The 26,985-nt window shown below is 62.2% G+C and carries 25 protein-coding genes; 13 read left to right on the forward strand and 12 right to left on the reverse strand.

From position 1 onward, the window contains the following. Window positions 1-25: 25 nt before the first annotated feature. From rpsL to dapB, 6 genes are all read left to right on the forward strand, one after another. Window positions 26-433, forward strand: a complete 408-nt coding sequence (gene rpsL / locus NW826_RS07045; RefSeq protein WP_414333476.1) for a 30S ribosomal protein S12 — start codon at window positions 26-28, stop codon at window positions 431-433. A gap of 61 nt (window positions 434-494) precedes the next feature. Then, a complete protein-coding gene (rpsG, locus tag NW826_RS07050) occupies window positions 495-965 on the forward strand; it encodes a 30S ribosomal protein S7 (RefSeq protein ID WP_414333474.1) in 471 nt (156 codons plus the stop codon). A gap of 153 nt (window positions 966-1,118) precedes the next feature. Then, a complete protein-coding gene (gene fusA / locus NW826_RS07055) occupies window positions 1,119-3,242 on the forward strand; it encodes an elongation factor G (protein ID WP_414338541.1) in 2,124 nt (707 codons plus the stop codon). Window positions 3,243-3,273: 31 nt separating this feature from the next. Beyond that, the gene (gene tuf / locus NW826_RS07060) at window positions 3,274-4,503 is read left to right on the forward strand and encodes an elongation factor Tu (protein WP_414333470.1); all 1,230 of its coding nucleotides are present in this window, start codon (window positions 3,274-3,276) and stop codon (window positions 4,501-4,503) included. Window positions 4,504-4,595: 92 nt separating this feature from the next. Beyond that, window positions 4,596-4,913: a 30S ribosomal protein S10 gene (gene rpsJ, locus NW826_RS07065; RefSeq protein WP_414328725.1), complete on the forward strand. Its 318-nt coding sequence runs from the start codon at window positions 4,596-4,598 to the stop codon at window positions 4,911-4,913. Window positions 4,914-5,004: 91 nt separating this feature from the next. Then, on the forward strand, window positions 5,005-5,841 hold the full coding sequence (gene dapB / locus NW826_RS07070; RefSeq protein WP_414333497.1) for a 4-hydroxy-tetrahydrodipicolinate reductase: 837 nt from the start codon (window positions 5,005-5,007) through the stop codon (window positions 5,839-5,841). On the opposite strand, the gene NW826_RS07075 is transcribed toward dapB, so the two are convergent. The 6 genes from NW826_RS07075 to tatC form a co-directional block, all read right to left on the reverse strand. Then, entirely contained in the window at window positions 5,838-6,755 is a 918-nt protein-coding gene (locus tag NW826_RS07075) for a methylenetetrahydrofolate reductase (protein ID WP_414338544.1), read from the reverse strand. The genes dapB and NW826_RS07075 overlap by 4 nt on opposite strands. Window positions 6,756-6,832: 77 nt before the next feature. Next, on the reverse strand, window positions 6,833-8,269 hold the full coding sequence (locus NW826_RS07080; RefSeq protein ID WP_414333466.1) for a hypothetical protein: 1,437 nt from the start codon (window positions 8,267-8,269) through the stop codon (window positions 6,833-6,835). Between the two features lie 251 nt (window positions 8,270-8,520). Continuing rightward, entirely contained in the window at window positions 8,521-9,375 is an 855-nt protein-coding gene (locus tag NW826_RS07085) for a DUF2993 domain-containing protein (RefSeq protein ID WP_414338548.1), read from the reverse strand. Window positions 9,376-9,483: 108 nt separating this feature from the next. Beyond that, window positions 9,484-10,824, reverse strand: a complete 1,341-nt coding sequence (locus NW826_RS07090) for an NAD(P)/FAD-dependent oxidoreductase (protein ID WP_414333463.1) — start codon at window positions 10,822-10,824, stop codon at window positions 9,484-9,486. 21 nt (window positions 10,825-10,845) lie between these two features. Next, window positions 10,846-11,457, reverse strand: a complete 612-nt coding sequence (locus NW826_RS07095; RefSeq protein WP_414333461.1) for a nucleotidyltransferase family protein — start codon at window positions 11,455-11,457, stop codon at window positions 10,846-10,848. Further along, window positions 11,447-12,229, reverse strand: coding sequence for a twin-arginine translocase subunit TatC (gene tatC, locus NW826_RS07100; protein WP_414333459.1), 783 nt, complete (start codon window positions 12,227-12,229; stop codon window positions 11,447-11,449). Before tatC ends, NW826_RS07095 begins: the two co-directional genes overlap by 11 nt. A gap of 257 nt (window positions 12,230-12,486) precedes the next feature. Between tatC and secD the strand changes: the two genes are divergently transcribed. Beyond that, complete coding sequence (gene secD / locus NW826_RS07105) at window positions 12,487-13,833, forward strand: protein translocase subunit SecD (RefSeq protein WP_414333457.1); 1,347 nt, start codon at window positions 12,487-12,489, stop codon at window positions 13,831-13,833. After that, window positions 13,830-14,825, forward strand: a complete 996-nt coding sequence (gene secF / locus NW826_RS07110) for a protein translocase subunit SecF (RefSeq protein ID WP_414333455.1) — start codon at window positions 13,830-13,832, stop codon at window positions 14,823-14,825. Before secD ends, secF begins: the two co-directional genes overlap by 4 nt. Before the next feature lie 15 nt (window positions 14,826-14,840). Here secF and NW826_RS07115 read toward each other — a convergent pair whose 3' ends face one another. Further along, complete coding sequence (locus NW826_RS07115; protein WP_414509769.1) at window positions 14,841-16,769, reverse strand: FAD-dependent oxidoreductase; 1,929 nt, start codon at window positions 16,767-16,769, stop codon at window positions 14,841-14,843. Window positions 16,770-16,951: 182 nt separating this feature from the next. Here NW826_RS07115 and NW826_RS07120 point away from each other — a divergent pair, with 182 nt between their 5' ends. After that, window positions 16,952-18,163 (forward strand): argininosuccinate synthase, encoded by a 1,212-nt coding sequence (locus NW826_RS07120; RefSeq protein WP_414509770.1) that lies wholly within the window; start codon window positions 16,952-16,954, stop codon window positions 18,161-18,163. 78 nt (window positions 18,164-18,241) lie between these two features. On the opposite strand, the gene ahcY is transcribed toward NW826_RS07120, so the two are convergent. After that, window positions 18,242-19,522, reverse strand: a complete 1,281-nt coding sequence (gene ahcY / locus NW826_RS07125) for an adenosylhomocysteinase (protein WP_414333450.1) — start codon at window positions 19,520-19,522, stop codon at window positions 18,242-18,244. A 110-nt stretch (window positions 19,523-19,632) separates the two neighbouring features. On the opposite strand from ahcY, the gene ruvX reads away from it, so the two are divergent. Then, window positions 19,633-20,145 carry a Holliday junction resolvase RuvX gene (ruvX, locus tag NW826_RS07130; RefSeq protein ID WP_414509771.1) on the forward strand — a complete coding sequence of 171 codons (513 nt, stop codon included), beginning with the start codon at window positions 19,633-19,635 and terminating at the stop codon, window positions 20,143-20,145. Window positions 20,146-20,283: 138 nt separating this feature from the next. After that, entirely contained in the window at window positions 20,284-21,501 is a 1,218-nt protein-coding gene (locus NW826_RS07135) for an NAD(P)/FAD-dependent oxidoreductase (RefSeq protein WP_414509772.1), read from the forward strand. Here the strand turns inward: NW826_RS07135 and proC are convergent. The 4 genes from proC to speB form a co-directional block, all read right to left on the reverse strand. Next, the gene (proC, locus tag NW826_RS07140) at window positions 21,487-22,290 is read right to left on the reverse strand and encodes a pyrroline-5-carboxylate reductase (RefSeq protein ID WP_414333444.1); all 804 of its coding nucleotides are present in this window, start codon (window positions 22,288-22,290) and stop codon (window positions 21,487-21,489) included. The genes NW826_RS07135 and proC overlap by 15 nt on opposite strands. A 5-nt stretch (window positions 22,291-22,295) precedes the next feature. After that, a complete protein-coding gene (locus NW826_RS07145) occupies window positions 22,296-22,865 on the reverse strand; it encodes a cell division protein SepF (RefSeq protein WP_414509779.1) in 570 nt (189 codons plus the stop codon). Between the two features lie 573 nt (window positions 22,866-23,438). Continuing rightward, window positions 23,439-24,161, reverse strand: a complete 723-nt coding sequence (locus tag NW826_RS07150; protein ID WP_414509773.1) for a YggS family pyridoxal phosphate-dependent enzyme — start codon at window positions 24,159-24,161, stop codon at window positions 23,439-23,441. Between the two features lie 147 nt (window positions 24,162-24,308). Next, window positions 24,309-25,214 (reverse strand): agmatinase, encoded by a 906-nt coding sequence (gene speB, locus NW826_RS07155; protein ID WP_414509774.1) that lies wholly within the window; start codon window positions 25,212-25,214, stop codon window positions 24,309-24,311. A gap of 186 nt (window positions 25,215-25,400) precedes the next feature. Between speB and NW826_RS07160 the strand changes: the two genes are divergently transcribed. Both NW826_RS07160 and rph read left to right on the forward strand, forming a co-directional pair. Then, window positions 25,401-26,153, forward strand: coding sequence for a DUF561 domain-containing protein (locus NW826_RS07160; protein ID WP_414509775.1), 753 nt, complete (start codon window positions 25,401-25,403; stop codon window positions 26,151-26,153). A gap of 175 nt (window positions 26,154-26,328) precedes the next feature. Continuing rightward, window positions 26,329-26,985 (forward strand): ribonuclease PH (gene rph / locus NW826_RS07165; RefSeq protein WP_414509776.1); only part of this gene is annotated, 657 nt, incomplete at its 3' end.

The raw sequence follows: 26,985 nt of genomic DNA on the forward strand, positions 1-26,985 counted from the left end.
GAGTTGTAGCCTTCTTTGCCAGCCCATGCCCACCATCCAGCAACTGATCCGCGAGGAGCGCAGCGTCGCCGTCCGCAAAACCAAGTCCCCTGCCCTGAAGGGTTGTCCACAGCGGCGGGGGGTTTGCACCCGAGTGTACACGACAACACCCAAAAAGCCCAACTCGGCGCTGCGAAAAGTAGCTCGCGTTCGCCTCACTTCTGGCTTTGAGGTCACAGCTTACATTCCCGGCATCGGCCACAACCTGCAAGAGCACTCGGTGGTCATGATTCGCGGAGGACGAGTCAAAGACCTGCCCGGCGTGCGCTATCACATTATCCGCGGCACACTCGATGCTGCAGGGGTAAAAGACCGTAAGCAAGGCCGCTCCAAATACGGGGCCAAACGGCCCAAGCCCGGCCAAGCCCCAGCCGCCGCCGGCAAGAAAAAATAGCCTTTGGCATCTCGCTTGTCCTCCTTTCCCAACCCTTTCTGCAACAGGTAACCCACCTCTTATGTCTCGCCGCAACCGTGCGCCTCGCCGTGATGTGCCACCGGATCCCAAATACGGGAGCCGCTTGGTCACCATGCTGATCCGCAAATTGATGCAGAGGGGCAAGGCCTCCCTGGCTGCCAGGATCCTTTACGAGGCTCTGGACATTGTGCGGGAGCGCACCGGTCAAGAGCCACTGCCTCTGTTGGAAAATGCTGTCCGCAACGCCACCCCCCTGGTGGAGGTCAAGGCGCGTCGGGTGGGCGGGGCTACCTATCAAGTCCCGGTGGAGGTGAGGGGAGAACGAGGAACTTCCCTGGCGCTGCGCTGGTTGGTCACCTTTTCCCGCGCCCGTCCCGGCCGCACCATGGCCGCCAAGCTGGCCAATGAGATCATGGATGCGGCCAACGAAACCGGCAGCACCATTCGGCGGCGGGAGGAAGTGCATCGCATGGCCGAGGCCAACAAGGCCTTTGCCCACTACCGCTACTGAATCCGTTTGGCAGGGCGGTGGGTAGTCCCTGGGATCCCTGCTCTGTCCACCCAGAGTTCGGGCAAGTGGAGCAAAATCGGCAAAAAAGATTAGAATTGTAAAGGATTTTTTAGGTTGCCCAAATCGCAGGGCGACGAGGATTGGGAGGTTGACGTGGCACGCACAGTTCCCCTGGAACGAGTCCGAAACATTGGCATCGCGGCTCATATCGATGCCGGCAAGACCACGACCACAGAGCGGATCCTTTTCTATTCCGGTCTGGTGCACAAAATTGGCGAAGTGCACGACGGAACTGCGGTAACCGATTGGATGGCTCAGGAGCGGGAGCGGGGCATCACCATCACGGCTGCGGCCATCACCACCCGTTGGACCAAGCGGGATCCCGAAAACCCCTCCCAACCTCTCGCTGGCGCACCGGAGTACACCATCAACATCATCGACACGCCTGGGCACGTGGATTTCACCATCGAGGTTGAGCGCTCCATGCGGGTGCTGGATGGGGTAATCGCCGTCTTTGACTCGGTGGGCGGCGTGCAACCTCAGTCTGAGACTGTCTGGCGGCAAGCCAATCGTTACAACGTGCCCCGCATTGCCTTTGTCAACAAAATGGATCGCATGGGGGCCAATTTCCTCAAGGTTTACAACCAGATCCGGGAGCGCCTCAAGGCCAACGCTGTGCCCATCCAACTGCCCATTGGAGCTGAAGACGGGTTCCGCGGCATTGTTGACTTGGTGCGCATGCAGGCCCGTATCTACATGGATGAGATCGGCAAGGACATTCGTCCCGCCCCCATTCCGGAGGAGATGAAAGATCTCGTGGCGGAATACCGGGCCAAGCTGGTGGAGGCGGTGGCCGAGACCGACGAAGCCCTGATGGAGAAATACTTTGCCGAGGAAGACCTGAGCGAAGCCGACCTGATGGCTGGTCTGCGCAAAGGCACCATCAGCGGCCAAATTGTGCCGATGCTGTGCGGCTCTGCCTTCAAGAACAAGGGTGTGCAGATGCTGCTGGACGCGGTGGTGGATTACCTCCCTTCTCCCATCGACATTCCCGCCATCAAGGGGGTGCTGCCGGATGGCTCGGAGGTGGCGCGCAAGGCCAGCGACGATGAGCCTTTCTCGGCGCTGGCCTTCAAGTTGATGAGCGATAAGTACGGGGATCTGACCTTCATTCGCGTCTATTCGGGAGTGTTGACCAAAGGCACCTATGTGCTCAACTCCACCAAAAACAAAAAAGAGCGCATCTCCCGCCTGGTGGTGTTGAAAGCAGATGAACGTTTGGACGTGGATGAGCTGCGGGCAGGCGATCTGGGGGCTGTGGTGGGCCTGAAGGACACCACCACCGGAGACACCCTCTGCGACGAAAATGCTCCCGTGATCTTGGAGTCTCTGTTTATCCCAGAGCCAGTGATCTCAGTGGCTGTAGAACCCAAAACCAAGGCCGACATCGATAAGCTCTCCAAGGCCCTCCAGGCCTTGGCCAAAGAGGATCCCACCTTCCGCGTCTCGGTGGATCCCGAGACCAATCAAACCATCATCTCCGGCATGGGCGAGCTGCACCTGGAGATCCTGGTGGATCGGATGCTGCGGGAGTTCAACGTAGAGGCCAATGTCGGCAACCCGCAGGTGGCCTACCGCGAAACCATTCGCAAGCCGGTCAGCCGCGTCGAAGGCAAGTTTGTTCGCCAGAGTGGTGGCCGGGGTCAGTATGGCCATGTGGTTATCGACCTGGAGCCTGCAGAGCCGGGTACAGGCTTTGAGTTTGTCTCCAAAATCGTGGGTGGCGTTGTGCCCAAAGAATATGTCGGGCCGGCTGAGCAAGGGATCCGGGAAGCCTGCGAATCCGGCGTGCTGGCAGGCTATCCCCTGATCGACATCCGCGCCACCCTGGTGGATGGCTCTTACCATGAGGTGGACTCCAGCGAAATGGCCTTTAAGATCGCCGGTTCGATGGCTCTGAAGGAGGCAGCTCGCAGAGCGAGCCCTGTCCTTCTGGAGCCGATGATGAAGGTCGAGGTGGAAGTTCCTGAAGCCTTTGTGGGGGACGTCATCGGGGACATCAACGCCCGCCGCGGCCAGATGGAGGGGATGAATACGGAAGGCGGCATCACCAAGGTCAATGCCAAAGTTCCGTTGGCAGAGATGTTTGGCTACGCCACCGATATCCGCTCCAAAACCCAGGGTCGAGGCACCTTCACGATGGAGTTCAGCCACTACGAGGAAGTTCCTCGCAGTATCGCCGAAGCCATCATTGCCAAAAACAAAGGAAATGAGTAGCTGACTGAAACCAAAAAGGAAGTGACGATTCATGGCACGCGCTAAGTTTGAACGTACCAAACCCCATGTCAACGTTGGCACCATCGGCCATGTTGACCACGGCAAGACCACTTTGACGGCTGCCATCACCACCACCTTGGCTGCTTTGGGTCAGGCAACAGCCAAACGGTATGACGAGATCGACGCAGCGCCGGAAGAAAAAGCCCGCGGTATCACCATCAACACCGCCCACGTGGAGTACCAGACGGAGAAGCGTCACTACGCCCACGTGGATTGCCCCGGCCACGCTGACTACGTGAAAAACATGATCACGGGTGCAGCCCAGATGGATGGAGCCATCTTGGTGGTGTCTGCGGCTGATGGCCCCATGCCCCAAACGCGGGAGCACATCCTGTTGGCCCGTCAGGTGGGGGTGCCCAGCTTGGTGGTCTTCCTCAACAAGGTGGACATGGTGGACGATCCAGAGCTGCTGGAGCTGGTGGAGCTGGAAGTGCGGGAGCTTCTCTCCAAATACGACTTCCCCGGCGATGACATCCCCATCATCAGGGGATCCGCCCTCAAGGCTTTGGAAAGGATGCAGGCCAACCCCAAAACTCAGCGCGGCGAGGATCCCTGGGTGGATAAGATCTACGAGCTGATGGATGCGGTAGACTCTTACATTCCCACGCCGGAGCGGGATGTGGACAAGCCCTTCCTGATGGCCGTAGAAGACGTTTTCTCGATCACCGGTCGGGGCACGGTGGCCACAGGCCGGATCGAGCGGGGCCGCATCAAGGTGGGCGAAACGGTGGAACTGGTGGGGCTGCGGGAAACTCGCTCCACCACCGTTACTGGTCTAGAGATGTTCCAGAAGACCCTTGATGAAGGGATCGCTGGCGACAACGTCGGTGTGCTGCTGCGCGGCATTCAGAAGAACGAGGTGGAGCGCGGCATGGTGCTGGCCAAGCCCAAGAGCATTACCCCGCACACCAACTTCGAGTCTGAGGTGTATGTCCTCAAGAAAGAGGAAGGAGGTCGCCACACGCCGTTCTTTGCCGGCTATCGTCCCCAGTTCTATGTACGCACCACCGATGTAACCGGTACCATCTCCTCCTTTACGGCTGACGATGGCTCGCAGCCGGAGATGGTGATGCCCGGCGACCGGGTCAGGATGACGGTGGAGCTGATCCAGCCCATCGCCATCGAGCAGGGGATGCGCTTTGCCATTCGCGAGGGTGGTCGTACCGTCGGGGCGGGTGTTGTCTCCAAGATCCTGAAGTAAGTTGTCTTTTCCCGGCAGGGATTGAGCGCTGGTTGCCCCAGATCAACTCGATCCCTGTCGGTTTTTTGTTGTAGCGTTCTCTTTCTCCGGCCATGCCTACCCTGACCCAACAGAAAATCCGCATTCGCCTGAAAGCCTACGATCATCGGCTGCTGGATACTTCTTGCGACAAAATCGTGGACACGGCCCGTCGTACCGATGCTGTGCCCGTGGGCCCCATCCCTCTGCCTACCCGGCGCCGCATCTACTGTGTGTTGCGTTCTCCGCACACCGACAAGGATTCGCGGGAACATTTTGAAACCCGCACCCACCGCCGCATTATCGACATCTATTCCCCCTCTTCCAAAACCATCGATGCTTTGATGAAGCTGGATCTGCCGGCGGGGGTGGATATTGAGGTGAAGTTGTGATGGCTCTCCGGGGATCCCGGTCTTCGCAGTTGTAGAGCGTGGATGAGGGTGGCAAGGGGTGACGGCAGCGGTTGATCCGGTCGATCAGGGGTTGGCAACTCCAGAAGCCAACCCATCCCCCATCCCGGTCTTGGTGGTGGGGGCACTGGGCAAGATGGGGCGGGAGGTGGTGAGAGCTGTTGCCCAGACGCCCGACATGACCCTGGCGGGGGCGGTAGCCCGCTCGCAACTGGGCTTGGACATCGGCGAGGTGCTGGGCCTGGGATCCCTGGGGGTGGAGATTACCGATGACCTAGCGGGGCAGTTGCTGAGGTTGTCGCAGCGGAGCAGCCGCGGTGTGATGGTGGATTTCACCCATCCGCAGGCGGTGTTTGAACATGTCCGCTCGGCCATTGCCTTTGGGGTGCGCCCGGTGGTGGGGACAACGGGCCTGACGCCGGAGCAGGTGGAGCGGCTGCGGGATCTGGCGGATAAGTCGGGGGTGGGCTGTTTGATCGCGCCCAACTTTGCCATCGGCATGATTTTGTTGCAGCAGATGGCACTGCAGGCGGCGCAATATTTTGACCATGTTGAGATCGTCGAGCTGCACCACAACCGCAAAGCGGATGCCCCCAGCGGCACGGCCCTGCAGACGGCCCAACGGCTGGGTCAACTGGGCAAAGCCTTCAACCCGCCCGAAGTGGAAGAAAAAGAGCTGCTCCCCGGCTCGCGGGGCGGGATCCCCGGCCCCAACATTCCCATCCACAGCGTGCGCCTGCCGGGGCTAGTCGCCCACCAGGAGGTGATCTTCGGCGGCATGGGGCAAACCCTTACCTTAAGGCACGACACCACGGATCGGGTGGCTTTTATGCCGGGGGTGATCCTGGGGATCCGCAAGGTGCTGCAGCTCAAGGGATTGGTCTACGGGCTGGAGCAGGTGTTGAGCTAGCCAGCCAGAGGGGGGATCCCGGCCTCGTCCAGGATACGCGGGATGAGATGTTCGGCTTTGACGGCCATCAGGTGCACGCCGTGGCAGATCTGACGGGCCTGGCGCACCTGTTCGGCGGCGATGCGGATCCCTTCTTCTAGGGGATGGGGAGCGTTGGCCAGCCGTTGGATGATGGCGTCCGGGATCCGTACCCCCGGCAGGTTGCAGTTGATGAATTGGGCATTTTTGGCGGATTTGAGCAGGAAGATGCCGGCCAGGATGGGCTTGCCGGCGGGGCGACCCAGCTTGTCCATAAAGCGCTCCAGTTGCTCGAAGTCGGTCACCATCTGGCTTTGGAAAAACTGGGCCCCGTTTTCCAGCTTGCGCTGGAAGCGCCGCTCCAGGCCGGAAAAGCTGCCGGATTGGGGTTCTACCGCTGCTCCCGGAAACAGACAGGTGCCGCCGTCGGGGAGGGGCTTGCCGTTGCAGTCGAGGCCATTGTTCAGCCGCTGGATAAGCCGCAGCAGGCGCACCGATTCCAGGTCGAACACAGCGCGGGCGTCGGGGCAATCGCCGATGTGGATGGGATCCCCGGTGAGGGCCAACACGTTGCGCAGGCCGAGCGCCGAGGCCCCCAACAGATCCCCCTGCAGAGCCACGCGGTTGCGATCCCGACAGGCCAACTGCAGGATGGGTTCAACGCCCACCTGATGCAACAGCAGCGAGGCGGCCAGGGGGCTCATGCGGGCCATGGCGCGGTTGGAGTCGGTGATGTTGATGGCATGCACCCGACCTTTGAGCTGCTGGGCCAGAGACAGCAGGGTGCTGGTGTCGGATCCCTTGGGGGGTGTGATCTCGGCGGTGAGCAGGAACTCCCCCTCCTGGATGGCCTGGGCAAAGCGAGACAAGGGGGGTGATGAGGGGGTCAAGGCCACAATTGCGGAAGAAAAGGTAAAACGGCTGGCCTATTATCGACTTTTCCGGGCGATTTTTCCAGACAGGTTGCCCTCTTTTAGGGCTTGGGCGAGGGAAGGGGGCTGGGCGGGGGTTGCACCTGCATTTCCCCCAGCCATATCTTGGCATCCCCCTGTTGCAGATGCTGCTGCCAGTCCTGGGCTGCTGCAGGCGGGATCCCATCCGCGCCCAGGGCCCAGCTCCAGCCAATTACCTGGGGCCAGCGTTGGTCTTCTAGACCTGCCAGCAGAGGTTGAGCGGCTTCTGAGCCCAAGGCCGGCCCGCGGAGCAGCACAGGCACTTCCGGGTTGAGAGCCACAAGGCGGCGGTACATCGGTTCAAAGGTGGCGGGATCCCCCGGTAGGCTCAGCCAATCCATCTCAGAGAACCCAGCCCAGGCGGACACGGCTGCGGCATCTTCTCCCTCCAGCTCCACAACCCAGAGCAAGTTGGCCTCGGAGCGCAGGGTTTGCATCAGGTGTCGGTAGGCCCGTCGTTGCAATTCGGGATCCCCGTCTCCCACAACGACGGCCAGGATGATGGGAGTGGCAAAGCGCTGGATGGCGCGGGCCCAAGAGCGCAAAGTCTCGTCCTGTTCCCCACTGGCCAAGGCGGAAAGCTGAGCCGGATCCAGCCGCAGGCGCAGGTAGGGAACAGAGCCGCTCTCCCGCAGGCGACTGGCCAACGACTGCGGAAAGTCCTGGCGGGGATCCCACAGGTGTTCTACGGCTGCCCAGGCAGGGGGCTGGCCGATGGCCTGGCGATAGGACAAGAGCTGCTCCCAAGTTGGCATGCCCGACCAGGCGACCCCGTGATACAGCCGGCCCGTGGGGGGCGGCAGCGGCCTGCCCCGTTGAAAGGGAGCAGAATCGGGCGGAATCGGGGAGGTTAGAAGCCAATCCAGCCGCAAGGCAGCAGTGGTGTTGGCAGCCGGCAGCGGGAAGGGGAAGATCCAACTGCGCTCCTGGAACCAGCCGCGGCTGATCTGCTGAGGGTGGAAGTCCTGGGGAGGCGGCAGCGGCTCCAGCGCGTCTTCTCCCCAGAAAGCCCGTTGGATCGCCAGGCGCACCCCCTCGCCGGGGTGAATCAGAGGCGTGGTAGTATCCAGGTGCAAGCTGCCGCTGAGGCGGGTGGACGTCTCGTGGGGCTCAACGCGGAAGGAGAAGGTGAGCTGGTCAGGCCGATAGGTGCCCAAGGCGCGGGAGGAGGGGGTGGGGGGTGGGGATCCCGGTTGCCATGGAATACCCTCGCAGTCGGTGCAGGGAAGGAGAGCCTGCGGATGGAGCGCAACGGGAGCCTCGCGGGCAGATTGCAACTGCTCAGACGTGATGACAAAGCTGGCCCAAAGGTGCTTCAGACGGGGATCCCGACCGGGTGGAATATCGGAGAAAGTTCGCCCTGGGGGTGTAGCCGTGCGGGTGCCGGCAGCCGTGCCGTCCAGAGGCAGCGTAGAAACTGGATCGCCGGCACAGCTCCCCAAAAAAACGACCGACAAGATCAGCGGCAGCGCCCAGCAGATTAAGGGCTTGAGTGTGCAGTTGGATGGCTGCCTCCGGGATCCCTGGATCATGGCTTCACCTCAATACACCACTCCTACGTGAGGCCCGCAAAGGGTTTTCCCGCTAACCGCTAGCAGGATCTTGCCGCAAAGGCCCGCTCTCCAGGTCTGATCCCGATCACATCCTTGGTCGCAGCAGAGCCCGCCCGCACCGTCTGAAGGCGGGCCAAAGCGGGGAACGCCGGCCCCTACCCCTGCGGCACCGCCGCCGCTTCCGGGTAGATGACCAACATGCCCTCGTAGAGGATTTGGCTGGGCTGCAACTCCAGGCGGTCGATGCGCACGCCCGGATCCAACTGAATGGGGAAATCCGCCAGGCCGGGGATGGGGATCTCTTGGCCTTCGTTCACCCACAGAGGGTTGACCAGCCGCAACTGGTTGGGGCCCTGGGCTTCTAGGCCGGTTAGCACCGTAACCGGCACCTCCACCCCCTCGGGAGTCACCAATTGGGCCTGGATGCGCAGCCGATTTTGCTCCAAGGTGACCTGGGGCTGGCGGATCAAGAAGGGCACCGCTTGACCTCCAAAGGGCAGTTGCACCTGTGCCTGGGCCAGTTGAGACTGGATGAGGGGAGACTGAAGGGTGCGGTTAAGATCGTCTTCGGTGAGGCGCAAGCTCACCTGCACCGGCACAGGGGCCAACAGCCGCAGCGGGCTGCGTCCTTGGATGGCTTCGCCCACGTTGAGGCGAATATCCTGGCCCTGCAGCCGCAGGTGGCTGACCTGAAAGCCTTGATAGCTGAGGTTATCCCCCGACACCTGGGCCTGAGGGATCTGCCCGTTCAAGATTTGCGCGTCAGAGCCGGCGATCTGCACCTGCAGGTTGTCCACCTGCTGCACCTCGGAGCGGATCCAGGCGGCCACCAAAGGGCTGAGCAGGGATCCGGCAATCTGGGCAAATCCGGGCCAAGGCCAAAACATGGTGGGCAAGCCAAGCAGCAGTGCCAATCCCAGCCGCTGCCCTACTGGCGAGAGCCGTTGGCGACAGCGGGCTGCAAGAGAAGAGGGATCTGGAGCAGGCCGACGGCAAGACGGGAACAGCACGGGGTACCTCAGGAGCGACGACAAGCGATATTTTTCTGCCCAAACTACGACTAGGCTAAGGCAGGACTGCTCCACCGAACAGAGGGATCCCCCGCACACTTGGCGGAGCTAACCATCCGTCAACTGCCACCAGAGATACCCCAGCCGCAGGTAGTGAAGCCGCAGCCAGGGCAAAGGGAAAACGCGAGGCGGCTGGCGAAACAGAGCGCTGATGGGGGGCCGGCTGCCGGCGATCTCCTGGGCCAGCATTTTGCCCGCCCACACTGCTGTGGCCACGCCGCTGCCATGGTAGGCCAGGCCATACCACAAGCTGGGATCCGTCGGCGAAGGGCCAATATGGGGGTGAAGCTGCCGCGAAAGGCAGACCAGGCCGTTCCAAGCGTACTCGATCTCCACCCCCTCCCAGGTGGGAAAGAGGCGGTAGAGCTGCCGAGTCATCCAAGCCTGCAGGCGCTGTCGTTCTGCCGGAGTATTGCGGGTGCCGCCGCGCCCCCCAAACAGCAGGCGCCCGTCCGGCAGAAGACGGTAATAGAACAGCAGCCGCCGCGTGTCGTAAACCGGGGTCGGATCCCACCACCCCTGCGCTTTTTGCTCCGCAGGCGTCAGAGGGCGGGTGACCAGGATGTTGGACAGCACCGGCAACAGGGATCCCGCCAGTTGGGGGTACAAGGTCTCTGGGGTGTAGCCGTTGGTGGCGATGACCAGGTGCCGGGCCCGCACCGTTCCCCCTGGCGTGTGGCAAAGGTGCTGGGATCCCACCTTTTCCCAGGCGATGACCGGGCTGGCGCTGTGCAGTTGCGCTCCCCACCTGTGGGCCGCTTGGGCCAGCCCTTGGGTGAGCTTAAGGGGGTTGAGGCCAAACCCCACCCCGATGTGGAGAGCACCATAGTTCTCTTGGCTGTCAAAGCCCCGTTCCCGCAGCTCTTTGGGGCTGAGGAGCTGGGCCGGGTAGCCTGCCACCTGAGTACAGATCTGGTATTCGGCCTCCAATTCCGGCCAAGCCTGTGGACGATGGGCCACCGCGTAGCAGCCTTGTCCCTGCACTTCCAGCGAGAAGCCCTCGACGGCGGCCAGCTCCTGCACCGTCTCCACCGCCTGCCATTGATCCCGGTAGTAGCGCTCCGTCTCCGCCAGGCCCACCCGCCGCACCATCTGGGCATGGGTGAGATGGCTCGCCCCCACCCCGCAAAAGCCGCCGTTGCGCCCTGAGGCCCCCCACCCCAGGGATCCCGCTTCCAACAGGCAGGCGGAAATGCCGTGGTCGCGGGCCAGGTGCAGAGCCGTCGATAGGCCCGTCAATCCGCCCCCCACAATGACCACCTCGGCGCCCACCTGCCCCAGCAAAGGAGCCGGATGCCGCCAACCGGCATTCTCTATCGTGCTGTCCCAGTAGCTGCCGACCGGACAAGCAGGATCGTAGGTGCTGGCAGGATAAAGGGCTTTTCTCATGCGAACAAGAAAGAGAATATCCTACTGGGCAACGCTGTCGCGACCGCCAGCGGCAGCTTCCACGTCGGCAGGAGTGTTGCACTCCAAGAAGATCTCGGGGGTATAGAGCTCCACCTCCTGTACCCGTTTACCCAGATCCTGCAACAACCGCCGCAGGCCCAGGGTTTCCTCTCGGAGACACAGCAACTCTTCCCGCAAGCGCCCGTCGATCAGGGCGGGGTGTCCTCGTCGTCCTCGATGCACCGGCACCGTCGCCCAAGCGCGATGGCGCAGATGGTACTCCAGCAAGCTGTGGTAGATCCAGGCCGGACGGGGCTGATCCACCCCCGAAATGGCCAACACGCGAAAATCGGCAGGGATCCCTTCCACCCCCACCCGAATAGAGTGGGTCTTGCCCAGCTCAGGAGCCGGATTGATCAGCACCTCTGCCCCCGCCAAGTGAACTTGGGCCGCCGCCAGATGCTGGGATCCCAGCACCACCCAAGGTTGAAACCCTGCCTGTCGCCACTGAAAAATCTGGTAAGAAAGCAGGGTTTGCCCATCTTTCCAGGGCACCAGGGCTTTCGGTTCTCCCATCCGCGTGGAAAACCCAGCCGCCAGGATCAGCGCATGCAGCTTCAGGTCATTTGCCAAGGATCTTCACCAGCAGAATGCCAAACAAGTATAGAAACGTCACCGCCCCGGCCAAGAGGCTCTGGGTGAGGGGATCCGTGGAAGGGGTGAGAATGGCCCCTGCCACCACCGAGCCCAGAACCACGTAACGCCAGCCCTTGAGCATTTGCTCAGCACTCACCAGCCCCAACCCCCCCAGCAGCGCCTGCAAAATCGGCACCTGAAAGGCCAAGCCGGTGCTGAACAACAGCAGCAGCACAAACTCAAAGTAGCGGTCGATGGACCAGGCCTGATCCACCACCCCTTCGCCATAGCGAATGAAAAAGTTAAGTGCCGCCGGAATGAGGAGATAGTAAGCAAAGACCAAGCCAGCCACAAAGAGAAGGCTCGATCCCAGCACCACCGGCCCCAGCAGCTTGCGCTCCTTCACGCTCAGCCCCGGCAAGACGAAGCGGGCAATTTGGTAGAGCAAAAAGGGCGTGGCCAACAGCAACCCCGAATAGGCCGCCACCTTCATGGAGACGAAGAAATACTCCCCCGGCGCCAGTTGCAAAAAGGTCACCCCCCGCGCCGGCACCTCCAGCAGGGCGACAATGCGGTTCACCACCAGAAAGCAAGCAATGATGCAGATCGCCACCGCGATCACGCTGGCCAACAGGCGGCTGCGCAGCTCCTCCAAGTGCTCCATCAAGGTCATCTCGACCTCGTAGGGAAACTCCGGATCCGGCACCCGCTCAGAGTCAGGGGTTACCGTGGCTTGGGGCGAGGGCTCGGTCTCAGAGACAAGGGTCATGGGCCAAGGCGTAACGAAACATTCCCCGCTATCTTAGCTCTGCCCCGTCCTCGGGGAAAAGCGCCTGCCGAGAGCTCGGTCAAGGCCTGTAGAGATGGGTTGAACTGCCAGGACAGACATGATGAGCTCCTCCCCGGCTCAGGGGCTGGGGAACATCCCTCTCCAGCCGGGGATCCCGTGTGCGATAGGATCAAAAAGTGCCGAAATCCTGAGGGCCTCGGATCGAGTGCGCCCGTATTCCTCACTTTTTCAGCAGTATGGCCAGATCTCCAGCTTTGTGGCTCAGTCGCCTCGCTTTTCTGCGAGGGCTGATCTTTATCTTGGCAGTGGTGGCTGCCCTCGTCTATCTGGGCTTTAGCCGCGAAGTTCGCCTCGGCCTTGACCTCAAAGGAGGGACGCAGCTCACCCTGCAGGCTTTGCCTACGGAAGAGGTACCCGAGATCACCTCTGAGGTGATGCAGGGGGTGGAGGCGGTGATCCAGCAGCGGATCAACGGCCTGGGGGTGGCCGAGCCTCTGGTGCAGATCAGCGGCCAAGACCGCCTGTTCGTGCAACTGCCGGGGGTGGCGGATCCGGATCGGGCTGTTGCTCTTTTGGGCGATACGGCCCAGTTGGAGTTTCGCAAGGGCTTGGTGCCGGTCAGCGCCCTGCCCCGCAACGAGCGGGGGGAGATAACGGCGGGGGAGGATCCCGACGCCCTGTTTGAACGGGTCGGCCTGACAGGGGATCTGCTGCGCAACGCCTATCCCCAAGCCCCTCGTCGCGGATCCCAGAGCTGGGAAGTGCTGTTGGAGTTCAAGCCAGAAGGGGCAGAAAAGTTTACTCAGCTCACCCGAGAGTTGGCCGGAACAGGGCGTCCGCTTGGCATTTTTCTCGACGACGTGCTGATCAGCGCCCCCATCGTGGGGCCGGAGTTTGCCCGCACCGGCATTACCGGCGGAACAGCGGTGATCACGGGCAATTTCACGGTGGAAACCGCCACCGATCTGGCGGTGAAGCTCAAGGCGGGGGCGCTGCCGGTTCCCATTCGCGTCATTGAAAACCGCACCGTCGGGGCCACGTTGGGGGAAGAGAGCGTGCGCCGCAGCCTCTATGCCGGCATTGGCGGCCTGGTGCTGGTTTTTGTCTTTATGGTGGCCTACTACCGCCTGCCGGGGCTCATTGCCGACCTCGCTCTTCTCATCTACGCCCTCTGTACGTTTGCTCTGTTCCAACTGCTGGGGGTGACCATGACCCTGCCAGGGATCGCCGGCTTTATCCTCAGCATCGGCATGGCGGTGGATGCCAACGTGCTGATCTTCGAGCGCATCAAGGAGGAGCTGCGGGCGGGCAAGTCCATCTATAAGTCCATCTCGGAAGGGTTTAATCGCGCCTTCAGCAGCATCCTCGACAGCAACGTCACCACCCTTTTGGTCTGTGGCGTACTTTTCTGGCTGGGGATGGGGCTGGTGAAAGGCTTTGCCGTCACCTTGGCCATTGGCATTCTGGTAAGCTTTTTCACGGCCATCACCTGCACCCGCACCCTGCTGCTGGCGGCAATGGGGATCCCTGCCCTGCGCAAACCTGAGTTTTACGGCGTTCGCATGGAGGCGGCTCAATCATGACGGCGCAAGAGTTATCCCCCCCCGATCCGGCGGTGGGATCCCGGCGGTTGCTTGACTACCGCTTCGACATCGTCGGGCGCAGCAAGCTTTGGTTTACCCTTTCCCTGGCGGTGTTGCTGGTGGGGCTGGTCAGCATGGCCTTTTCTCTGGCCTCTCTAGGGACACCGCTGCGGCTGGGGCTGGATTTTGCCGGCGGCACCTTGCTGGATCTGCGTTTTGAGCGGCCTGTCACCACCGAAGAGCTGCGGCGGGCGCTGCAGGAACACAACCTGGGCAGCAGCATCATCCAACTGGACACCCAGACCAGTCAGGAAGCCTTGATCCGCATGCCCCCTTTGACTGAGCAGGAGCGCCTAGCGGTAGAGGAGACGCTGCGGCAACAGGTAGGCCCTTTTGAGCGCAACCTAGTGGAGACGGTAGGCCCGACGGTGGGGCGCTTGCTCTTGCGTTCCGGCCTCGTGGCTGTGCTCATCTCTTTTGGGCTCATTGTGGTGTATCTGGCCCTGCGCTTCCAGTGGGATTACGCGGTGTTTGCCATTGTGGCCTTGCTGCACGATGTGGTGCTGACAACAGGTCTGTTTGCCCTTTTGGGCCTAACGGTGGGCATGGAGGTGGACAGCCTGTTTGTGGTGGCGCTGCTGACGATCATCGGCTTTTCCGTCAACGACACGGTGGTTATCTACGACCGCATCCGGGAAAATCTGCGTCTGGTCAGCCGCAAGGTCAGCTTTGCCGAGGTGGTGAACCTATCTCTAAACCAGACTTTTGCCCGCTCTTTGAACACCACCCTGACAACGATGCTGCCCCTGGTGGCCATTGCCATTTTTGGGGGAGCCACCCTGAAGGGGTTTGCCATCGCTCTGCTCATTGGCTTTAGCTTGGGGGTCTATTCCAGCATCTTCATCGCCAGCCCTCTGCTGGTGTGGTGGCGGCAGCGGCGCTATGGCGGAAAAGGGGATCCCGAGGCGCTGCCTTCCGGCGCAGAGGGGTAGGGCGGCGGCAACTGCCTACCAGTGCAGCCGCTGTCCATGGGCAACCAGGTAGCGCTGCAAGTCGGCCATCTTGCCCTGCGGCACAATCTGGGCGGGGATCAAACCGGGATCCTGGCTGTGCAACCAGGCTACGATGAGCCCCGCTGCTGAGCCGATGGTCCACTCGCCGTAGTGGGTGCGGGTGGCGGCGTTGACGATGTGGCTGACGGCGATCCCTTTGCCGCCGATGAGCAGGTTATCCACTTTCTGGGGGATCAGGGCCTCTAGGGGGATGACGATGGGGCGGACGGAAAACTCGTTGACGGGCGCCGAGCTGGCCGACAGGGAAGGCTCCCAGTTGCGGTAGCGACAGCCGTGCATGTCGATGGCGTAGTGAGTCACCCCTACGGCGGTGGGGCTAAAGTCCCGTCCCCCACTGGTGCCGACACGGATGTCTTGCTCCAGCATCTGGAATTCCGCCTGGCCGTAGGCAGCTCGCCCCAGGATGCGCCGCCCCTCCCGGATGTAGGGGTAGAGGCTGAGGCCGGAGCGGGTGCCCAGCAAAGAGTCCTCGGCAAACACCAACGAGAGGGGATAGCCGGCGCGGGCTTGGGTTTCCATCAGCCACTCGGCAAAGAGCAGGGCGTGGTTTTCTCCATCTTTGAGGGCGGAGACGTCCAGCCCCCCCAGCCAGTTGTGGCGCTGCCCTGAGGCCACCAGCCGCTCTTCTGTCAGGATTAGGGGCGGGTTCATGATCCCCCAGTCGTTGCCGCGGTTCCAGTTCACCAGCGTCAGGTCGCCCGGCACCGGTGTGCTGTGGAAGGGATCCGTGCGGCCTTTGCTGACGATGCGGCGGTAGTTGAAAAAGCTCTGGCCGCTGAAGGTGGGAAACCCCTCCATGTCGAACTGGCGGCGGTGCTCGGCGCGGGAGTAGCCCGGCTGCAACTGGGCCAGCTCGGCGCGGGAGCGCCCGCCATCGTCGTGGATGGCCAGTACGAAAGGAAAAGTGAAGGCCTGGGTGCACTCCGGGTTGCTGGCCGGGGCGGCGTTGGGCTCCCCCGTCAGATCTCGCCCTTCTGAGCCCAGCCGGTAGGGGATCCCAGCCCAGCCCACCAGCTCGCCGGTGTCGGTGGCGTCGATAACAAACAGGTTGCGGCCCAGTGGCGCCTGCAGCCGCAGCACCCGCTTGGCAAACACTTCCGTCTCCTGCCAGCCATACCAGCTCACCAATTCCCGCCACAGCCGCCCTGGCGGCACAAAATTGGGATCCCGCGGCTGCCGCTGCACAGCATAGAGGCTCTCGATGCGGGAGCCGTCGGCGCTGAAGGTGGCCCCCTTAAAAGCGGTCTGGGTGGCCCAGCGACTCTGGGGAGCAGACTGAGCCGCCTGTTGCAGCCAGGTTTCCACCGCCTGCAAACCTGCCTGGGGCGGAAAACACAGCCCCCCTACCCAGCAACTGTTGATCTTGGTCACGCGGGTTCCCGGCGGGATCCCTGTCCAGGCGGGCAGATGCAGCGGCTGACTTTCGATGAGGGCCTTAAACTCCAGCCAGTGGCGGGAAAAATTGCCCCGCTGCCGCATGGGGAGGGACTCGTCGAGGGCCGATACCCCCTGCGAGGTGATCTGCCCCCCTAGCCAGGGGGTGAGCTCGATGAGACAGGTTTGCACACCCCCCCGCATGGCTTGGCCTGCCGCCGCCACGCCCCCCAGGGATCCGCCCACCACCACCAGCTCGCACTCCCAGATCTCGTCCGGCTGCGGCAAGGGATCCAGCAGCGGCCAGCCGTGGGCCGTAAAACGGGGCGGCTCCGGCTCTGGAGCGGCGACGGGCGATCCCCCTTCCGGCTGGGAGAGGGCGGCGAACCCCATCCCCGCCACGAAGCCCAGCAGAGACAGGATCCCCAACCCCAGCACTCGTTGGCGCCTGAGTCTTTGCTGTGCTGCCGGGATCCTCTTGCCGGCCATACTCACCTGACCTCACACCCCAATTTGCGCCGGCAACCTTTTGGACAGCGATCCAAGGCCCGGGAGAAATCCCTTTGAGAATAGCCGACAAAGCTGCCTCTAGGGTCAGGCCGAGTAACTAAGATCCGAGCAACAAGGCATAATGGGCTAGCAACTTTTTTCCAGCAGGGATCCGCAGCAGCATGGGACGGGCAAAGAAAGTGGTATTAGCCTATTCGGGCGGCGTCGATACTTCCGTCTGCATCCCCTATCTCAAGCACGAGTGGGGAGTGGAATCGGTAGTCACCCTGGCGGTGGACTTGGGTCAGGGGGCAGAGCTGGAGGCCATCCAAGCCAAGGCGCTGAGGGCCGGGGCGGAGCAATCCCTGGTGCGGGAGGCCGTCCAGACCCTGATTGCCGACTACGCCTTCCCCGCCATCCAGGCCAATGCCCTCTACGAGCAGCGCTACCCTCTCTCCACTGCCTTGGCCCGACCCCTGATCGCCAAGCTGTTGGTGGAGGTGGCAGAAGAGGTGGGCGCCGACGCCGTGGCCCACGGCTGCACCGGCAAGGGCAACGACCAGGTGCGCTTCGACCTGGCCATCGCCGCCTTGAACCCCAAGCTCAAGGTGCTGGCCCCGGCCCGCGAGTGGGGCATGACCCGCGAGGAGACCATTGCCTACGGCGAGCGCTACGGGATCCCTATGCCGGTGCAAAAGTCCAGCCCCTACAGCATCGACCTCAACATCCTGGGCCGCAGCGTCGAAGCCGGGATCCTGGAAGACGCCGACCAAGAGCCACCGGAGGAAGTCTACGCCCTCACCCGGCCTATCTCTCAAACCCCCGACGAGCCCGCCTATGTGGAGATCGCCTTTGAAGAGGGGATCCCGGTGGAGCTGGACGGGCAGCGCCTTGGCCCCAGAGCCCTCTTCGAGCGGCTCAACGCCTTAGCCGGCAGCCACGGTGTCGGTCGCATCGATATGATTGAAAACCGGCTGGTGGGGATCAAGTCGCGCGAGATCTACGAGTGTCCGGCCCTAACGGTGTTGATCCAGGCCCACCGCGAGCTGGAAAGCCTCACCCTCACCCGCGAGGTCATCCACTACAAGTACGGCATCGAGACCACCTACAGCCAATTGATCTACAACGGCCTTTGGTATTCGCCGCTGCGGGAGGCCCTGGACGCCTTCATTCGCACCACCCAAAAAAGCGTCACTGGCGTGGTGCGGATGCGCCTGCACAAGGGCCAGGCCGTCTGCGTGGGCCGTCGCTCCCCCTACTCCCTCTACAACGCGGAGCTGGCCACCTACGGGGAAGGGGATCAGTTCGACCACCGCGCTGCCGAAGGCTTCATCTACATCTGGGGTCTGCCCACCCGCGTCTGGGCCCAGGTGCACCGGGGCGGTGGTGCTTGAGCTCTACCGCCCCACCTGCCTGCTTGCGAGATGGCGCAGGTAGGCCAGGTTTTCCACCGCGGGGGTGAGGGGCTTTCTCTAGGTTCCTGCCGTCCAGGTGTTGCCGTACTCGATCTGCTCCGGGGTAAGGCTGTCAATTTGGATCCCCATGGCCTTGAGCTTGAGGCGGGCGATGGCCTCGTCGATCTCCGCAGGAATGGGGTGCAGCCCTGGCGCCAGCCGGCCACGGTTTTTCACCAGGTACTCGCAGGCCAGCGCTTGGTTGGCAAAGCTCATGTCCATGACGCTGGCGGGGTGGCCTTCGGCGGCAGCCAGGTTGATCAGCCGGCCCTCCCCCAGCACGAACACCGATTTGCCCGACTGGAGACGGTATTCTTCCACAAAGGGGCGCACGCTCTGCCGGGAAACCGTCCGCTCTTGCAAGGCCACCAGGTCGATCTCGATGTCGAAGTGGCCGGCGTTACAGACCATCGCCCCATCTTTCATCCGGTCGAAGTGCTCGCCGCGGATAACGTGCTTGTTGCCGGTGACGGTGATGAACAGATCCCCCAGAGGGGCGGCCTCGGCCATGGGCATAACCCGAAAGCCATCCATCACCGCCTCCAGAGCCCGCACCGGGTTGACCTCGGTCACGATGACCTGGGATCCCATGCCGCGGGCCCGCATCGCCACCCCCTTGGCGCACCAGCCGTAGCCGGCCACCACCACTGTTTTTCCGGCCAGGAGAATGTTGGTACAGCGCAGAATGCCGTCCAGGGTGGATTGGCCGGTGCCGTAGCGGTTGTCGAACAGGTGCTTGGTCTCGGCGTCGTTGACGGTCATCACCGGGAAGCTGAGCACCCCCGCCTTGAACATGGCCCGCAGGCGCACCAGGCCGGTGGTAGTCTCTTCCGTGGTGCCGATGATTTCCGACACCTGCTCCTGGCGATGCTGAACCAGCTCCGCCGTCACATCGCCGCCGTCGTCAATGATGAGATGGGGGCGGTGATCCAGGGCGATCTGGACATGGCGGCGGTAGGTCTCTACATCTTCCCCCTTGATGGCAAAGACCGAGATGCCGTAGTCGGCCACCAGGCTGGCGGCCACATCGTCTTGGGTGGAGAGGGGGTTGCTGGCGATGAGGACGCTATCGGCTCCCCCTGCCTGCAAGGCCAAGGCCAGATTGGCCGTCTCGGTGGTGACATGGCAGCAGGCCACCAGGCGCAGACCGGCCAGGGGTTTTTCTTGGGCAAAGCGCTCCCGGATCTGGGCCAGCACCGGCATCTCCCGCGCCGCCCATTGGATCCGTTGCTTGCCCAAGGAGCTGAGGCTGAGGTCTTTAACTTCGTGCTTGGGGAGAGACAGGGTGGCGCTGGTCATCGAGAAGGCTCCAAAAAGGGTCGTCGAAAAAGGATAGAGGTTCAGCCGAGCTACACGGCTAGAGACAGGGAGTTTCAGGCCGTTACAATGTCGGCAAGAGGGATAAACAGATGTCAACAGACCTGAACTATTCTGCCACAAGGGATCCCTTTTCAGCGCTGGGTCTGGACGTGGGCAACCGTCGCATCGGCGTGGCCGGCTCCGACGGGCTGGGGCTGCTGGCTACCGGCCTGGGGGTGATCCGGCGCCGTTCCCTGCCCGAAGACATTGCCCAAGTGCAGGAGTGGATCCGCCGCCGCCGGGCCACCGTGGTGGTGGTCGGGATCCCCCTTTTGGCAGATGGCTCGGTGGGATCCCAGGCCCGCAAGGTGCAGCGGTTTGTACGGGCTCTGCGCGCGACAGTGGATTTGCCAGTGGTTACGGTCAACGAGTACCTAAGCACGGTGCAGGCGGAGTGGGATCTGCGCGAGGCCGGGATCCCGGCCAAGGCCCAGAAGGGTTTGATCGATCAACAGTCGGCGGCAGTGATTCTCCAAACTTGGCTGGACGAGCGACGGGCTTCTTTGTCGGAAGTGCCGGGCTGGCGGGGCTGGGGCAGCAAAGACTACGCTGGAGAGGTCTAGCCGGGCCAGTGCAAGTCAGCTCGAAGCATGAAGCATAAGGTGTGCCATCCCCGGTCGGCCCGCTGGCGTTGGCAGGGCCTATCTTTTAGGTCGGGGCTTGTCGCGCAATTTTGGTAATCTCAAGCTGAGCATCTGAGCATGAATCGCATTTGCATTCTTGGGGGCGGCTTTGGCGGGTTGTACACAGCTTTGGAACTGAGCCGGCAACCCTGGTCAGAGCCACCCCAAATTACCTTGGTCGATCGCCAGGAGCGGTTTGTCTTTGCTCCTTTGCTGTACGAGCTGCTCACCGGAGAAATGGAGGACTGGGAGGTGGCTCCCCGCTTCCAAGATCTGCTGCCCTCGGAGTCGGTGCAATTTCGCCGCGGCTCTGTCCAGGCCATTGACCTTCAAGCCCGCCGAGTGGGTCTGGAAGACGGGCAGAGCCTAGAATACGACGCGCTGGTGCTGGCGCTGGGGGGAGAAACCCCTTTGCAGAGCGTTCCGGGAGCGGCGGAGTTCGCTTTTCCCTTTCGCACCCTGGCCGATGCCCAACGGCTGCGGGCCCACCTGAAAACGTTGGAAGAGCGGGATCCGGCTCAGCCGATAACTCTGGCCATTGCCGGGGCGGGGGCAAGCGGCGTGGAACTGGCCTGCAAATTGGCAGATCGGCTGGGATCGCGGGGACGGATCCGTCTTATTGAGGTGGGATCCCGGATTTTGTCGGGCTTTGCTTCTTCCAGCCGGGAGGCGGCCCAACTGGCGTTGGCCCAACGGCGGGTGCAGGTGGAGTTGCAAACCAAGGTTTTGGGCATCGAGGCTCTGGGCGAGAACGGCGCCCCCCCCTTCCGCCTACAATTGCAGCGGCTGGAGGCCCAGGAGACGGCTACAGATCTTGTGGATGCGGTGCTGTGGACCGTCGGAACCCGACCGGCAGCGGTGATCGCCAACTTGGATCTGCCCAAAAGTGAGCGGGGACGGCTGCAGGTTTTGCCCACCCTGCAAACTCCCCCCTTTCCAGAAGTGTTTGCCCTGGGAGACGTAGCGGCGGTGGTGGATGCCGAAGGCCAGCTGGTGCCCGCCACCGCCCAAGCAGCTTTTCAACAGGCCGGCTATTGCGCTTGGAACCTGTGGGCCTTGCTCACGCAGGAGCGGCCCCTGCTGCCGTTCCGCTACTTCTCTCTGGGGGAAATGCTCAGCTTGGGGACGGATACGGCGGTGCTTTCCGCCCTCGGCGGCCTCACCCTGAGCGGCCCCCTGGGCTATTTGGCCCGACGAGCCATCTACCTGGTGCGTCTACCTACCCTGGAGCACCAGCTCAAGGTGGGATGGAACTGGATCACCCGCCCGCTCTGGCAGGCCCTAGGAGCCCTGTAGCTGGCGGGAGCGCTCGTAGGCTGCCCGCACTGCCCGCATCAAGGCCCCCCGCACCCCCGCCTCTTCCAGGACTTGGATCCCGGCGATGGTCGTTCCCCCTGGGCTGGTCACTTGATCCTTGAGAAGAGCGGGGTGGAGCTTCTCGTGCTGTAAAAGGGCAGCCGTGCCCGCTAAGGTCTGCATCGCCAGTTGGGTGGCGAGGGGACGCGGCAGACCCACCCCCACCCCCCCGTCGATCAGCGCTTCCAGGATCACCGCCAAATACCCCGGCCCCGATCCCGACAGGGCCGTCACCGCATCCATTTGGCTTTCGGCCACCGTCACCACCTGGCCTACAGCCCGAAACAACCTTTCCACCTGCTCCTTCTGATCAGGCGTCACTCCTGGCCCGTAGCAGATAGCCGTGATCCCTGCTCCCACCAGCGCCGGTGTGTTGGGCATGGTGCGCACCACCCTCTGCTGGGGAAAAGCCTGCTGCAACTGCTGCAAAGGGATCCCGGCCATAATCGAGATCACCAACTGCGCGGCGGACGGCTGGCCCATCTCAGCCACCACCTGCGGGAAAACCTGGGGCTTGACGGCCAAAAATACAATCTCAGACTCTCCCGCCTGAGATAGATCCGCCAACAGCCGAATGCCCAGCTCCTGCTGTAGGGTCTTGGCCTTGTCCGGGTCGGGCTCCCGCAAAGCCACCTGAGCTGCAGGATAAAGCCCCGCAGTCACCCAACGCCGCAGCAGGGCGGATCCCATGGCTCCCCCCCCGATCACACTCAGCAGCGGTCGCTCCATACTGGCTAGTGCTGGCCCACCGCCTGCAAATGTTCATAGCTGCTGGGCCAGAGAGGGGCAGGGCTGTGCAAGGGACGCTGCAGCGGCTGCACCCCTTGGCTACTGGGGGTGGAGACCGTCACCGTGCTGGGGGTGAACAAAAAAATATTTTCGCCAATGCGCTCCTGGTGGCCATCGATGGCGTAGGTGCCACCGGCAACAAAATCCACCGAGCGCTGTGCTTCGGCGGGATCCATCAGGGTCAAGTTCATGATCACCGTCTTGCGCTCCCGCAGGTACTGGATGACTTGAGCCATCTCGTCAAAGCTGCGCGGCTCCAGCACCACCACTTCGCTGGTGGGTGGGTTGACGCCCGGTAATCCAATTACGTTGCTCCCCATACTGCCCCCTGCTAAGCGATCCCGATGTTGACTGCGCCGATGGCCCCGCGACTCTTCTCGACCGACAGACCCTTCTCCGGCTTCCACTCCCCGTTGTCGGCGTCCGCGTGGAAGGGTATTGGCTTCCTGCTCTTCAGGAGCCGGTTGGGAACGGCGTCCCTCGTAGATCAGTTGGTAATCATCCTGCCCTTCCATCTCAGGGTACTCTTCCAGGCCGTCCACGGGATCATTCAGGCCCACAAAATCTCTTACCCTGCTCCAGATTCCATTGACATTCATCGTCCACATCCTCACTACAGGTCATGGTTTGCGGCAAGCGCAGGATTCAGGCTCTTGATTGGATCTTGAGTGGCCCAGTCAAGCCAAAGGGCATCTCCAACCTTTATTTTTTTAGTTAAAGTCTTTCAGAAGGCCGAGACAGGGTTTGCTCGAGAAGCTGCCGAGGCAGGTTAAAAAACCCATGGGCCCGACGAGTCGAGTTTACCCAGAAGAAGTGAAGATGTCATCCCACTTGTCCAGCCACTGCTTTGGCCAGAGTCTACTGCGCTCCTTGTCCAGCTTGAACACGTGTTAACGGGAGTGACGCAAATGATTACAAGTTTCCCTAAAATTTCCCCGACAGGGTAAATTTTGGGCGGGATTGCCCTGTTTTTGCCCGATTCAGGCCGAACTCCAGCCCAGAGCGTGCCCTGCAGGGCAACTCCGGAGTTGCGCGGCTTTACACAAAATTTAATCACAATTTAACGGCTTCATAGAGACTCCATCTATCTATTTCCGTTCGGCATCGGCGAACAAAGCGCGCCCCAGCCGAATCAGGTTGGAGCCTGCGGCTACCGCCAGGGGGTAATCGTCGGACATGCCCATGGAGAGGGTGTGCAACTGCAGATGCTCGTAGCCGCTGCGCTGGATGTGATCGGCCAGCTCGGCCAGCTTGCGAAACAGCTCTAGAGCTGCCTCTGAGCTCAAGCCCAAAGGCAAAATGGTCATCAGGCCCACAATTTGCACCTGTAGCAGTTGGTTCAGTTGCGGCAGGCTTTGCAGCAGATCGGGGATGAGCCAGCCGAATTTATTGGGATCCGGGGCCAATTTCACCTGCAAGCAGAGCTTGGGGGTAAGGTGCAGCTCCCAGGCTTTTTGGTTGATCAGCTTGGCCAGGCGCAGGCTATCGACGCTGTCAATCCAGGCAAATTGTCTGAGGGCCGGCTTTACCTTATTGGTCTGCAAATGCCCGATCAAGTGCCAGACAATATCGGTCAGATCCTGCAGTTGCGCCTGTTTGGCGGCTGCCTCTTGCACTCGGCTTTCGCCAAAGTGGCGGATCCCGGCTCGATAGGCGGCGCGGATGTGGTTGACGCTGTAGCCTTTGCTCACCGCCATGATCTCCACATGGCCTGGGATCCGGGCGCGGATGGCCTGAATGCGGCTGTGGATGAGCTCTTCGTCAACGAGGGGCGGCGACGCTTCAAGGGAGCTGGAAGAAGGCGGAGACATGGCTAGGGCCACCTAGGAAGCTAGCAGAAGATCTCGACAGAGAGAGTCCAGTCCTCGTTTTGTCTGGATACTTCGAGATTGGAGCCGGTGCTCCAGCGGCCAGGTGGAAACAGGGGGAACCCAGCCATAGCCCAGTTCTTCTGGAGCCTAGCCCAAGGCCGCCGCCAGGATCTGATAGGCCAGCTTGGCGGCGGTGAAGGCGCTGCGGCGATCGGTTTCCCGTTCCCCGGTGACCGCCAGCTCCACCACATCGGCGCCGACGATTTGCCGCTGCTGCCCCAGGGCCCGGATCAGCTCTACGGTCTCCCACCAGCCCAAGCCGCCGGGTTCGGGGGTGCCCGTGGCCGGCACGACCGCAGGATCCAACCCGTCCACATCCACCGTCAGGTAAACCTGGGATCCCAGCGTGGCGATCACCTCGGGGATCCAGTCCTGGGCTGGCTTGCCGTGCAGGCTGTGGGCAAAGAAGGTGTGCAAGCGGTGCTTGCGAATGGCCTGGCGGTCTTCGGCGCAGAGGGAGCGGATCCCTACTTGGGTGAGGCGGCCGCCCACTTGCTCCACCACACGGGCCATGGCGGAAGCGTGGGAGTAGCGGGATCCCTCGTAGCTGTCTCTCAGGTCGCAGTGGGCATCGATTTGCAGCACGTGCAGTTCTGGGTAGTGGGACAGGTGGGCAGCAATCAAGGGGCCAGTGATGGAGTGCTCCCCGCCAATGGAGAGCAGAAACCGCCCTGGCCTTACCCACTCGGCAGCGCGGCGCTGAATTGCGGCCATGGCCAACTCGTGGGCGTCCAGCCCCTCGAACTCCACTGGCGGCGCCGTCCAGTAGCGGGAGGTCTCTGCGGCAAAGTCGGGGTGGAGGGCCGGCTGGCAGTCTCTCACCTCGTCGTAGATCTCTACATAGGCAGAAGCCTGCAACAGCGCCTGAGGGCCTTTGGCCGTGCCTTTGCCGTAGGAGGTGGTGGCCTCGTAGGGGATAGGCAACACAATGGCTTGGGCCAGCTCCGGATCCGGCTCAGCCAGGCCCAAGAAGGGGAAAGGAGAGCGGTACATGGCAAGAGCAGAAGGGGGGATCCCTATTGTATTGAAAGATCTTGGGATAGCCCGCAAAGATTGGGGTGACCGGCCAAGGGCGGATCCCTTGTAGGATGGCAGCAAACCCTCTAGACTGAGCAAAGGTTGCCCCAGCCGATTTGCTTTCACTCCTCTTGTATCCCGTTTCAACAAGCTAACGAGCCTATGACCACAGCCTCTCAAGCTGCCCTTTTCGACGCCCTTGCCCGGCGCCGTGCCCTCAAGATCATCAGTGGCCTGCAAAACTTCGACCTGCAGTCGGTGCTGAAAGTCACCCGTGCCGCCCAGGAGGGAGGAGCCACTTGGGTGGACATCGCCGCCAGTCCCGAATTGGTGCAGCAGGTGCGCGCCCAGATCGAGCTGCCCATCTGTGTGTCGGCAGTGGAGCCGCAGCAATTGGCTGCCGCTGTGCAGGCGGGGGCCGACATGGCTGAAATCGGCAATTACGACAGCTTCTACCCTTCGGGCCGCATCTTCTCCGCTACGGAAGTTCTAGAGCTCACCCGCCAAACCCGCTCTCTGCTGCCGCGCACGCTTTTGTCGGTAACCGTTCCCCACACGCTGCCTTTGGATCAGCAGGCGGAATTGGCCGAGAAACTGGAAGATCTGGGGGCCGATCTCATCCAAACCGAGGGCAGCACCAGTGCCGAGCCGGTTCACGGGGGATCCCTGGGCTTGATCGAGAAGGCTGCCCCCACCTTGGCCGCCGCCTATGAGATCAGCCGTGTGGTCTCGGTGCCTGTTATCTGCGCTTCCGGCCTCTCAACGGTAACGGTGCGCCTGGCCATCGCTGCCGGTGCCTCAGGTGTGGGGGTGGGCAAAGCTGTCAGCCGGCTCCAGGATGAAGTGGCCATGGTGGCCCAAGTGCGGGCGCTGGTAGAGGCCCTGGGAGACTCTCGGATCCCTGCCTTTGTCTAGGTTGATGCCTGACCGGTGAGAGTTAAACTGCTGGCGCCAGCTTGTGCTGGTGCATTTTTTTATCGCTTCCGTCCGCATCCGTTTCTCGCCGGCAGCCGAGTCATGCTCTGTATAGTTTCCAATCCCTGAGCCCAGACATGGTTGACAATGCGAGGGATCCCTTTTTGAACTGCCCATGAGCTGGCAACGCCCCGATGGCCGCACGGCTGCTCAATTGCGCCCGGTTTCCTTCCAGCGCCGCTTCACCCGCTATGCGCCCGGATCGGTGTTGGTGAAGTTTGGCGATACCCATGTCCTCTGCACCGCCAGTGTGGCGGAAGAAGTTCCCCCTTTTTTGCAGAATACCGGTCAAGGCTGGCTGACGGCGGAGTACCGCATGTTGCCCGGAGCCACCCCACAACGACAGCCACGGGAGATGTTGAAACCATCGGGCCGTACTGCCGAGATCCAACGCCTCATCGGACGCAGCCTGCGCGCCGCTCTGGATCTCCAGAAGCTGGGATCCCGCACCATTACCCTCGATGCCGATGTGTTGCAGGCCGATGGCGGAACTCGCACCGCCGCGATCACGGGGGGCTATGTGGCCCTGCACGACGCCGTCACTTGGCTATGCAAACAGGGGTTGCTGGATCCGGCTCAGGGATCGCCGCTGCGGCAGCAAGTGGCGGCCCTTTCGGTGGGAATTGTGCAGGGGGAAGTCCTCGTAGATTTGTGCTATGAGGAAGACAGCCAAGCCGAGGTAGACATGAACATTGTCATGAACGAGCAGGGATCCTTTATCGAGATTCAGGGCACTGCCGAAGCCGGCTGCTTCAGCCGACCGCAATTGTTG

It is taken from the genome of Synechococcus sp. OH20 (assembly GCF_047502685.1).
GTDB lineage: Bacteria > Cyanobacteriota > Cyanobacteriia > Thermostichales > Thermostichaceae > Thermostichus.

Coding starts and splice junctions, on each gene's coding strand:
- rpsL (WP_414333476.1), top strand. CDS start 26: ATGCCCACCATCCAGCAACTGATCCGCGAGGAGCGCAGCGTCGCCGTC.
- rpsG (WP_414333474.1), top strand. CDS start 495: ATGTCTCGCCGCAACCGTGCGCCTCGCCGTGATGTGCCACCGGATCCC.
- tuf (WP_414333470.1), top strand. CDS start 3,274: ATGGCACGCGCTAAGTTTGAACGTACCAAACCCCATGTCAACGTTGGC.
- rpsJ (WP_414328725.1), top strand. CDS start 4,596: ATGCCTACCCTGACCCAACAGAAAATCCGCATTCGCCTGAAAGCCTAC.
- NW826_RS07090 (WP_414333463.1), bottom strand. CDS start 10,824: ATGAGAAAAGCCCTTTATCCTGCCAGCACCTACGATCCTGCTTGTCCG.
- tatC (WP_414333459.1), bottom strand. CDS start 12,229: ATGACCCTTGTCTCTGAGACCGAGCCCTCGCCCCAAGCCACGGTAACC.
- secD (WP_414333457.1), top strand. CDS start 12,487: ATGGCCAGATCTCCAGCTTTGTGGCTCAGTCGCCTCGCTTTTCTGCGA.
- secF (WP_414333455.1), top strand. CDS start 13,830: ATGACGGCGCAAGAGTTATCCCCCCCCGATCCGGCGGTGGGATCCCGG.
- NW826_RS07115 (WP_414509769.1), bottom strand. CDS start 16,769: ATGGCCGGCAAGAGGATCCCGGCAGCACAGCAAAGACTCAGGCGCCAA.
- NW826_RS07120 (WP_414509770.1), top strand. CDS start 16,952: ATGGGACGGGCAAAGAAAGTGGTATTAGCCTATTCGGGCGGCGTCGAT.
- ahcY (WP_414333450.1), bottom strand. CDS start 19,522: ATGACCAGCGCCACCCTGTCTCTCCCCAAGCACGAAGTTAAAGACCTC.
- ruvX (WP_414509771.1), top strand. CDS start 19,633: ATGTCAACAGACCTGAACTATTCTGCCACAAGGGATCCCTTTTCAGCG.
- NW826_RS07135 (WP_414509772.1), top strand. CDS start 20,284: ATGAATCGCATTTGCATTCTTGGGGGCGGCTTTGGCGGGTTGTACACA.
- proC (WP_414333444.1), bottom strand. CDS start 22,290: ATGGAGCGACCGCTGCTGAGTGTGATCGGGGGGGGAGCCATGGGATCC.
- NW826_RS07145 (WP_414509779.1), bottom strand. CDS start 22,865: ATGGAAGGGCAGGATGATTACCAACTGATCTACGAGGGACGCCGTTCC.
- NW826_RS07150 (WP_414509773.1), bottom strand. CDS start 24,161: ATGTCTCCGCCTTCTTCCAGCTCCCTTGAAGCGTCGCCGCCCCTCGTT.
- speB (WP_414509774.1), bottom strand. CDS start 25,214: ATGTACCGCTCTCCTTTCCCCTTCTTGGGCCTGGCTGAGCCGGATCCG.
- NW826_RS07160 (WP_414509775.1), top strand. CDS start 25,401: ATGACCACAGCCTCTCAAGCTGCCCTTTTCGACGCCCTTGCCCGGCGC.